Here is a 7,679-nt window from a genome sequence, read left to right on the forward strand (position 1 = left end):
TGGGCCGCGAGAAGGACCTACTCCACCACGGGCAATTCAGTGGTCTCAAACTGTTGTTGGAAGAACGAGCGATTACGCAGGTACTGCGTGAACATCACGACCAACCCGAGTAGCAGGATGCCCGCTCCCAGGATGAAGACGAGCCCCACTCCACCGATCTGGGAGCCGGACCCGTAGTCCGGATCCATGGAATCCACCGACGTCTGAACGAAAAAGACCAGCAACAGCACACCGCCCAGCAGCGGGGCCAAAAGGTTGGTGAAAAAACTCTTGGTCGACCGGAACCACGAGCGGCGGAAGTACCAGACACATGCCAGGGCGGTGACCCCGTAGTAGAAGCACACCATCATTCCCAGCGCCGTGATGGTGTCCCACAGGACATCCTCACTGACGATCCGCATGAACGTGTAGAACAAGGATGAGATCACGGCCGCCGCCACGGTCGCGAAACCCGGGGACTGGAATCGCGGGTTGATCCGGGCGAACGGCTTGGGCAGGGCTCCGTAGTAGCCCATTGCCAGCAAAGTGCGCGCCGGGGACACGAAGGTCGACTGCAAAGAGGCCGCGGAGGATGACAGCACCGCCAACGACAGCAGGATCGCCAAGGGCCCCATGACGGGCCCCGCCAGCGCCGCGAACACGTTTTCTTGGATCTCAGCGTTATTGAGCCCGATTCCCTGATCGGACAGTCCCGCGAAGCTCAGAACCGCCAACCCGATGACCATGTACAGCACCACAATGGAGAAGATGGTGGCCAATGCGGCTTTGCCCGGGGTGGTGGACGAGCCGGTCGTTTCCTCATTGATGGTCAGCACCACGTCCCAGCCCCAGTAAATGAACACGGACAGGGAGACACCGGCAGCAAAGGCGGAGAACGATGGCACCCCGAACGGATTGAACCACTCGGCTTCGATCCGCAGGCCGCCGAACGCGGTGCCGTTGGCCACGTGGACGTAGGCGGATATCGCGAACCACAGGAGCACGATGATTTGGAAGGCCACCAGCACGTACTGGACCTTCTTGGTGGCTTCCATCCCGCGATACGAGATCCAACAGGCGCCGGCCATGAAGACCAGGCAGGTGAAGATGTTGATGGGTACGTTCTGTGCGAGGTCAGCCAATGAGTCGTTGCCGGTGAGCTGCGAGAGCATCAGGTAGAAGAAGTCCACGGCGATGCCCGCAAGGTTGGACAACACCAGAATGGTGGCGGCCAAGAGCCCCCAACCGCCCATCCACCCAACCCACGGTCCGAAAGCCTTGGACGTCCACGTGAACGTGGTGCCGGAATCGGGCATGGCCCGGTTGAGCTGTCTGTAGCCAACGGCCACGAGCAGCATCGGTATGAAACCCACCAGGAAAATGGCCGGCAAATGGGTGCCGACCGCCGCAGCGGTGGGCCCCAGCGCTCCGGACAGCGTGTAGGCGGGGGCGATGCAGGACATACCGATCACCACGGCGCCCAACAGGCCCACGGAGCCCGAACTCAGTCCCTTGCTGGTGTCGCTGCTGGTCGTCTCACTCATCAGCGCACCTCCTCTTCATCCGGTCCGGCGCCACCCATTCCGCGGCCGCCTTCGTGACGGTCATCGGCAGTGGGTGCGCTCGGGTCATTTGCTCCGCGGGGGAGCACAATCATGGGAACGGGCAGGTGCCGCAAGATGCGCGCGGCGGTGCTGCCCAAGAAGATCTGACGATCTCCGGCGAGGCGTGATGACCCCACGAACAGCACGGAACCGGTGTCCCAGTCCATGCGGGTAACGGTCTCCTTGAGGTTTTTTCCCTGAGCGACGGTCACGCTCACGGGGTGGTCGACGCCGATTTCGGCGGCGTTCTCGCGAAGTTTTTCTCGTGCCGCGTCAATGGCCTGTTCCGGCTCCCCGTGGATCTGATCAAGCGGCAAGAAGCTCACCAACACCAGGTCCAGTCCGGTGCGTTGCACGGCGCGCCTGGCCACGTCAATGACCCTTTGGGCTCCTGGTCGCATCCCGACGCCCGCGTACATGCGGGTGATGGGCTCGGTCCCCTTGTAACCGCGGGGCGTCAGGGCCACGGGAACGGTGGCGCGGTGCAGCAGCGTGTCCGTCACGGGTCCCACGGAGAACGTGGCCGTGTACTTTCCACTCGCTGCACCGACCACGATCAGTCCCGCACCGAATTCGGTCACGGCGTCCAGAAGCCCGCCCGCGATCGAGGGTGAGGTGCGGATGTGGGTGCGCGCAGCGACGTCGTCCGGAACGAGCTCGAGACCCTTCCGGAGCCACCCCGAGGCCTGCTGACGCAGCATGGGAGAAATATCACCCACGGGCGGATACACCTGCTGATAGGGATCGTCGGCGCGCAAAACGCACACGATCTCCAGCTGGGCGTTGAAGGCCCTGGCCATGACCGCGGCGAGTTTCACGGCCTCTCTACTGCGCTTGTCGCCGCCATAGCCCACCACGTAACGCACCGTGGACGACGTCGTTCCCACCGTCCCGGGGCCCGGCACCTTGGCCCCGGGCCCGTTGCCCTGAGCTGTCATGCCCGATCCCGCGCTTCCACAATGTGGGAGGCCGCAAGAGCGCCCTGACGCAGCGCGCCGTCCACGTGCTGGTAGCCCTCGGCGGCGAGGTCCGAGCAGGCCCACCGAAGGGGACCAACGGGTTCGGACTGGATGGCGCCGTAGCGGGACAGGCCACCCAGGTCGTAGGAGGCCGCGTACGCCCCGCGAGTCCATTCCTCGGATCCGAAGTCGGACTCGTAGTAGACCACCGGGTTCTTGGCTTCTTCACCCAGGTAGTGGGACAGCGATTCCAGGATTAGGCGCTTGCGCTCCTCGGCGGGCAGGCGGAAGAGCTCGTCGGCCTTCTCGTCCGACACGAAGCTGACCAGGGTGCCGCGGGTGTCCTCGTGGTTGCTGTTGTCGTAGACCTCCTGGGCAAGCTCGTAGGCACCGAATCCGGTCCCGCACAGGCCTTTCTCACGCCAGAACGGAGTCTCGTACACGGCATGAATTTTGATCACGATGCCCAGTGACTGGTGCTGGTGCATCTGGTGCTGGAACCGCGGCAGCGGCGGCTCGAAGGAGATGCGCGAATACAGGTTCGGCGGAACGGCAACCACCACGTCCTTGGCCTTGACGCTCACCCTGTCCGAGAAGACGGTCACGGTGTAGTTGGGGTCGTGCTCGTCATAGGTTTCACCCTCACCGGCCCAGTTGATGGTGCGCACCGGGGAGTTGAGGAACACGGAGGCGTCCGAGGGACCGGAGAGGACGTCCGTCCCGTCATCCACGCCCAGCTGCTCGGCCACGGTGATGGACACGGACTGCATACCACCCGTGACACGGCGGTCCAGGATGAAGTCCTCGTCCACGAGGTTCGAGAAGGAGCCCGCGGAGGCGGCCATGAGGATGGCCTGCAACGCGGAGAACGAGTGGGCGGGCTTGGTCAGCATGCCGCCGGCAATGAAGATGCTGATGTTGTTGCATGCTTCCTCGTCCGAGCTGTTCTGACGCAGCCAGTCCTGGAAGGAGACGGTGTCCAGCTCACGGGCCTTCTCGTGAGCCCACGGTTGCCTGGCGCCGATGTCCGCGGCAAGTTCGTCCATGAGCTCGATGAGCTTCTCCATCTCGGCCTGGGTGGTCTCCGAGGCCGGGAACATGTGGCCGGTGTAGGTGTGCCGGGTGCCGTCCGGGGCGATGTACACGGAATCGCCGTCGCGGTAGCGCTGGAAGGTCGACAGGCCCAGCTCCTCCACGAGGGACAGCAATTCGGTCTGGTCCGGGGAGATCCACTGGCCACCGATTTCCAGGAACGCGCCATTGATCACGTTGGACCAGGTGCGGCCGCCCACGCGGTCGCGGGCCTCCAGCACGGCCACCGATTTGCCGGCCTGGGACAGTCGGCGGGCCGCCATGAGTCCTGCGGGCCCGGCGCCGACAATGACGACGTCGCGTTCAATAGCTTCGGGGGATCCTACGGTTCGCTGTTCAGACATGGTGTGTTCCTTTCACCTTTATGAATGAAATTCATTTCTTGAAGTCGTGCATCACGGCACGTCATGTTTACTGTTGTTGTTGTCCATCCCCGCGGGTCACCGATGGGGCCCGGGGTGTCAGGAGGATCAGTGAGTCAGGACGATCGCGCACGCGGCCGAGGAAGGCCCTTGAGCCCCGTGCTGACCCAGCGCAAGATTGCCTCCGCGGCCGTGACCCTGATCCAGGGCCGGGGGTACCGGGCCCTGACCATGTCCGCGCTGGCTGAGCAGCTGGGAGTCTCCGCCTCCGCCTTGTACAACCATGTGGGCTCCAAACGGGACATCATGATCCTCATCCAGGACCGGGTGAACCAGGACATCGATTGCAGCGCCTTCGAGAGTGAGCCCTGGGACGTGGCCCTGGATCAATGGGCCCGCTCCTACCGCGACGTCTACATACGCAATATCCCGTTGATTCCCGTGATGGCCGTGCTGCCCGTGGCCAACTCCCCGCACACGCTGCGCATGTACGAGAAGGTTGCCACGGGCCTCACGCGCGCCGGCTGGCCCGAGCCCTGGGTGGTCAACACCATCGTGGCGGTCGAGTCCCTGGTCTTCGGTTCCGCCTACGACGCCGTAGCGCCCGAGAACATCTTCGACCCCGGCGAACTCAGTGACATCGCCCCGGTGTTCTCCGCAGCCGTTGCGCACCGTGACCTCCTCCTGGATTCCGTACCGGGCGACGACGCCGCCGACGCGCCCGAGGTGCCCCGGGCGCCGTCGCCGGCCGACGTCGCTTTCGATGTGGGCCTGCGGAGTTTGCTGGCCGGATTCCGCCTGGCTCTGGACGCTCTGCACGACCGCGCCGCTGCCGACTAGATCGCGAGCCTCAGACTTCGAGCGAGTGCATCACGTGCTTGACGCGTGTGTATTCCTCGACCGAGTAGAGGGACAGGTCCTTGCCGTGGCCGGAGTACTTGAAGCCACCGTGGGGCATTTCCGAGACGAGGAGCACGTGGGTGTTGACCCACACGCAACCGAAGTCCAAGTCGCGGCTCACGCGCATTGCCATGCCGTGATCCGAGGTCCACACGCTGGACGCCAGAGCGTAGAGGACGTCGTTGGAGAGCTCCACGGCCTCCTCCTCGGATGAGAACGACTGCACGGTCAGCACGGGACCGAAGGTCTCCTCCTGAACGAGCACGTCGTCCTGGTGCACGCCCGAAATCACCGTGGGCTCCACGAAGAAACCTGCTGAGCCGTCAACCGGCTTCCCGCCGGTCACGACGGTTGCGTGAGCCGGAATGTTCTCCAGCTTGCCGCACACGTCCGCGTAGTGGCGCTCGTTGTTGAGCGGACCGTAATCGTTCTGGGAGTCGTCCGCGCTGCCGGTGGCAACTTTCTTGGCTTCCGCCGCCAACAGCTCCACGAACTTGTCGTGAACGCTGTCCTGCACCAGGATCCGGGTGACGGCGGTGCAGTCCTGCCCCGCGTTGAAGGTGCCGAAGCCGATCAGCTGTTCCGCCGCGCGCTCCAGATCCGCGTCCGCGAAAACCACGGCAGGCGCCTTACCCCCCAGCTCCAGGTGGGTGCGCTTGACCCCCGCCCCGGCGCTCTTGGCCACGGCCTGACCCGCGCGCACCGATCCGGTGATGGAGACCATGGCCGGCACGGGGTGCTCGGTGAGGAGCGCACCGGTTCCGCCATCGCCCAGGACCACGTTGAGCACACCCGCCGGGAGAACCTCTTCGGCGATCTTGGCCAGCACCAGGGTGGACTCCGGGGTGGTGTCGCTGGGCTTCAGCACAATCGTGTTGCCCGCGGCGAGCGCGGGACCGATCTTCCAAATGGCCATCAACAGCGGGTAGTTCCACGGTGTCACCTGAGCGACCACGCCCACCGGCTCACGGCGAACGTAGGAGGTGTGCTCGCTCATGTATTCGGTGGCCGCCTTGCCCTCAAGAGTTCGGGCCGCACCGGCGAAGAACTTGAGGTTGTCGATGCCCGTGTCCACTTCTTCCACGCCGATCTGCTCCTTGGGCTGACCGGTGTTGCGGTGCTGAGCTTCCACGAGTTCGTCGCGGTGTTCCCGGAGGCCCTCGGCGAGGTTGAGCAGCGCGTCCTGGCGTTCGGCCGGAGTGGACCGCTTCCAGGTCTTGGCCGCGGCCGCCGCTGCCTCGAATGCGGCATTGATGTCCTCCTCATCGGAGATGGGAGCCACCGCGACCGTCTGCGCGTTGACGGGGTTCACAATGTCGATGGTGTCCCGCCCGTGGGCCTTCACGAACCGACCGTTGATGTGGTTCTGCAGCACCTCTGCCATGGAAATCCTCCCTGCTGATGAGTGCGTATCACGGCGCCCGTGCCGTCACCGTCAGGTGATGCACGGAAGCCTGTGGTCCGCACTTCGAATTGTGTGGATCACTCTAAATGATCGTCATTCATTTTTGAACCCCCGGGAGAACCGCGCATGACCGACACCTAAGGCTTGCCTGTCACCACGGCCATCTCCACCGGGGTCTCCGGCAGGTCGATGGACGTGGTCACCTCACCCGTGGCCAGGTCGACCACGTGGAGTTTCTTGTTCTCCGCATCGGTCACGTACGCGTTGGATCCGGTCACCGTGATCGCGGGACCAGCCTCCTGCCAGTCCTCCTTTTCCTCCCACGGCTCGATCACGTCGATCTTCTGGGTCACCGTTCCGGTTTCCTCATCGATCACGTTGAGCTTGCCGTCGTAGGTCAGCACCAGGGCCTCGCCCTCGGGGCCGCGAGCCAGCGAACGGAACCAGTAGGACGAATCCAGGTCCACCAGCTGATGCGAATCATCGCGCGTGTCGAAAAGCGCCACGCGGGTGGGCCGCTCCTGCTCGGCGGCCTCGTCCACCTTGTAGTCACCCAGCACGATGGGCGATTCCTCCGAGCCGGCCAGGTTACCCGAGCGCGCATAGGAGTCCACCACGGCGACCTTGTGGAATTCACCGTCGCGGTAGATCACGGGCCCGTTCTCGCAACCCACCATCACGGTGTCGGTGGTCTTGCCGGGGGCCGCCGCAGCCTCCCCGTGCACGCCCGGGCAGTCCGTGGTCTCGGCCTTGAGCGAGCCGTCCTCATTGAGCACCTGGACCGTATTGCGCTCCTCCTCGGTGCCCTGGGTCGTGAACAGTGCGCCGTCGGCCAACTCGAGCGCCACTCCGTGGTGCGGGTTCTCGGTTGAGGTTTCCTTCGTCTCCGGCATGCCGTCCTTGAGCGCCTCGGAGTCGAAGGTCTTGATGGAGCCGTCCCCGTCACCGAACAGCGTGGTCTTGCCGTTGTGGACCACCACGTGCCCGGCGTGCGAGGCGTCAAAGGTCACGTCGGTCAGCTCGGGCGCGGATTCACGGTAGTGATAGTGATCGCCGTGTTCCTGCGCGTCCAGGCCGGTGTCGTGCACCCGGAACACATCGCTGTCGCTGACCATCACGTGGCGACCGTCGCCCGCGTTGCTGAGCCGCAGGAAACCCTCGTGCTTCGTGTCATCGATAACTTCACCGGATTCGGTGTCCACGGTGAGCAGTCCGCCGTCGTAGGCCACCACGGCGCGCGGGGTCAGGCTCGAGACCTCTTTTGCGGCGGCTTCACTCGCGGTTTCGCTGGCACTCGGGGACGACGCCGCTCCCGCCTCCCCCTTGCCACCCGCCCCACACGCGGTGAGAGCAAGTGCCCCGATAGCCATCGCGGCCA

Annotated in this window: 6 protein-coding genes; 1 reads left to right on the forward strand and 5 read right to left on the reverse strand. The window is 64.6% G+C overall.

The features are described from left to right. Positions 1–17: 17 nt before the first annotated feature. From Q4E95_RS09495 to Q4E95_RS09505, 3 genes are read right to left on the reverse strand one after another with little or no spacing between them, the layout of a single operon-like run. Positions 18–1,523, reverse strand: a complete 1,506-nt coding sequence (locus tag Q4E95_RS09495) for an APC family permease (protein WP_303383077.1) — start codon at positions 1,521–1,523, stop codon at positions 18–20. Then, complete coding sequence (locus Q4E95_RS09500) at positions 1,523–2,521, reverse strand: universal stress protein (protein WP_303383078.1); 999 nt, start codon at positions 2,519–2,521, stop codon at positions 1,523–1,525. The genes Q4E95_RS09495 and Q4E95_RS09500 overlap by 1 nt, the downstream gene beginning before the upstream one ends. Beyond that, the gene (locus Q4E95_RS09505; protein ID WP_303383079.1) at positions 2,518–3,978 is read right to left on the reverse strand and encodes an NAD(P)/FAD-dependent oxidoreductase; all 1,461 of its coding nucleotides are present in this window, start codon (positions 3,976–3,978) and stop codon (positions 2,518–2,520) included. Before Q4E95_RS09505 ends, Q4E95_RS09500 begins: the two co-directional genes overlap by 4 nt. A 177-nt stretch (positions 3,979–4,155) precedes the next feature. On the opposite strand from Q4E95_RS09505, the gene Q4E95_RS09510 reads away from it, so the two are divergent. Continuing rightward, positions 4,156–4,836 (forward strand): TetR/AcrR family transcriptional regulator, encoded by a 681-nt coding sequence (locus tag Q4E95_RS09510; RefSeq protein WP_303383081.1) that lies wholly within the window; start codon positions 4,156–4,158, stop codon positions 4,834–4,836. 10 nt (positions 4,837–4,846) lie between these two features. Here the strand turns inward: Q4E95_RS09510 and Q4E95_RS09515 are convergent, their stop codons facing one another. Together Q4E95_RS09515 and Q4E95_RS09520 are read right to left on the reverse strand one after the other, a co-directional pair. Next, on the reverse strand, positions 4,847–6,280 hold the full coding sequence (locus tag Q4E95_RS09515; RefSeq protein ID WP_303383080.1) for an aminobutyraldehyde dehydrogenase: 1,434 nt from the start codon (positions 6,278–6,280) through the stop codon (positions 4,847–4,849). Positions 6,281–6,438: 158 nt separating this feature from the next. Further along, the coding region (locus Q4E95_RS09520) for a hypothetical protein (protein ID WP_368660323.1) at positions 6,439–7,679 on the reverse strand (1,241 nt) is incomplete at its 5' end.

Origin of the sequence: Kocuria sp., from assembly GCF_030536815.1 — a bacterium.
Lineage (GTDB): Bacteria > Actinomycetota > Actinomycetes > Actinomycetales > Micrococcaceae > Kocuria > Kocuria gwangalliensis.

What these genes read in the sequence shown, in the direction of transcription:
- Q4E95_RS09495 (WP_303383077.1), bottom strand. Translation starts at nt 1,523, where the DNA reads ATGAGTGAGACGACCAGCAGCGACACCAGCAAGGGACTGAGTTCGGGC.
- Q4E95_RS09500 (WP_303383078.1), bottom strand. Translation starts at nt 2,521, where the DNA reads ATGACAGCTCAGGGCAACGGGCCCGGGGCCAAGGTGCCGGGCCCCGGG.
- Q4E95_RS09505 (WP_303383079.1), bottom strand. Translation starts at nt 3,978, where the DNA reads ATGTCTGAACAGCGAACCGTAGGATCCCCCGAAGCTATTGAACGCGAC.
- Q4E95_RS09515 (WP_303383080.1), bottom strand. Translation starts at nt 6,280, where the DNA reads ATGGCAGAGGTGCTGCAGAACCACATCAACGGTCGGTTCGTGAAGGCC.